Here is a 1,784-nt window from a genome sequence, read left to right as displayed (position 1 = left end):
GTGGTGGTGGCGTAGGGAAGTTGCCCCGGAGGGCTCACTGTGATGGTGAGGGCTGGGTGCGTCTGATCCTTGAGAACTCAACAGCGTGCACTTGTCAAATGCCAATATGTCCTCGGACTAGGTTTTCCTAGTTTTGAGAGATTCCTTTGGATCAATTTGATGTCAGTTGACATTACTTTTGGTCAGTTTCAAACTCGCAGCTCACGCGTTTTCCCGTGTGGGTGTGCATTTTTTCTTTTTGGAGAGTTTGATCCTGGCTCAGGATGAACGCTGGCGGCGTGCTTAACACATGCAAGTCGAACGATGAAGCCTAGCTTGCTAGGTGGATTAGTGGCGAACGGGTGAGTAACACGTGAGCAACCTGCCCCGAACTTTGGGATAAGCGCTGGAAACGGCGTCTAATACCGAATACGCACCATGGCGGCATCGTCAATGGTGGGAAAGATTTTTCGGTTCGGGAGGGGCTCGCGGCCTATCAGCTTGTTGGTGAGGTAATGGCTCACCAAGGCGTCGACGGGTAGCCGGCCTGAGAGGGTGACCGGCCACACTGGGACTGAGACACGGCCCAGACTCCTACGGGAGGCAGCAGTGGGGAATATTGCACAATGGGCGCAAGCCTGATGCAGCAACGCCGCGTGAGGGATGACGGCCTTCGGGTTGTAAACCTCTTTTAGTAGGGAAGAAGCGAAAGTGACGGTACCTGCAGAAAAAGCACCGGCTAACTACGTGCCAGCAGCCGCGGTAATACGTAGGGTGCAAGCGTTATCCGGAATTATTGGGCGTAAAGAGCTCGTAGGCGGTTTGTCGCGTCTGCTGTGAAAACTAGAGGCTCAACTTCTAGCTTGCAGTGGGTACGGGCAGACTAGAGTGCGGTAGGGGAGATTGGAATTCCTGGTGTAGCGGTGGAATGCGCAGATATCAGGAGGAACACCGATGGCGAAGGCAGATCTCTGGGCCGTAACTGACGCTGAGGAGCGAAAGAGTGGGGAGCAAACAGGCTTAGATACCCTGGTAGTCCACTCCGTAAACGTTGGGAACTAGTTGTGGGGGCCTTTCTACGGTCTCCGTGACGCAGCTAACGCATTAAGTTCCCCGCCTGGGGAGTACGGCCGCAAGGCTAAAACTCAAAGGAATTGACGGGGACCCGCACAAGCGGCGGAGCATGCGGATTAATTCGATGCAACGCGAAGAACCTTACCAAGGCTTGACATATACCGGAAACGGCTGGAAACAGTCGCCCCCTTGTGGTCGGTATACAGGTGGTGCATGGTTGTCGTCAGCTCGTGTCGTGAGATGTTGGGTTAAGTCCCGCAACGAGCGCAACCCTCGTTCTATGTTGCCAGCACGTTATGGTGGGAACTCATGGAATACTGCCGGGGTCAACTCGGAGGAAGGTGGGGATGACGTCAAATCATCATGCCCCTTATGTCTTGGGCTTCACGCATGCTACAATGGCCGGTACAATGGGCTGCGATACCGTGAGGTGGAGCGAATCCCAAAAAGCCGGTCCCAGTTCGGATTGTAGTCTGCAACTCGACTACATGAAGTCGGAGTCGCTAGTAATCGCAGATCAGCAACGCTGCGGTGAATACGTTCCCGGGTCTTGTACACACCGCCCGTCAAGTCATGAAAGTCGGTAACACCTGAAGCCGGTGGCCTAACCCCTTGTGGGAGGGAGCTGTCGAAGGTGGGATCGGTAATTAGGACTAAGTCGTAACAAGGTAGCCGTACCGGAAGGTGCGGCTGGATCACCTCCTTTCTAAGGAGCATCTGACGGTCTTCGG

General features: G+C 54.6%; 1 rRNA gene. It reads left to right on the top strand.

Features of this window, described 5'->3' with window-relative positions:
* Window positions 1–235: 235 nt before the first annotated feature.
* Window positions 236–1,759, top strand: a 16S ribosomal RNA gene (locus IEX05_RS15115).
* The last annotated feature ends 25 nt before the right edge of the window (window positions 1,760–1,784 follow it).

This window comes from Microbacterium nanhaiense (assembly GCF_014646015.1).
Classification (GTDB): Bacteria; Actinomycetota; Actinomycetes; order Actinomycetales; family Microbacteriaceae; genus Microbacterium; species Microbacterium nanhaiense.
The sequence above is the reverse complement of the archived record's forward strand: the minus strand, read 5'-3'. Positions and strand labels throughout refer to the sequence as shown.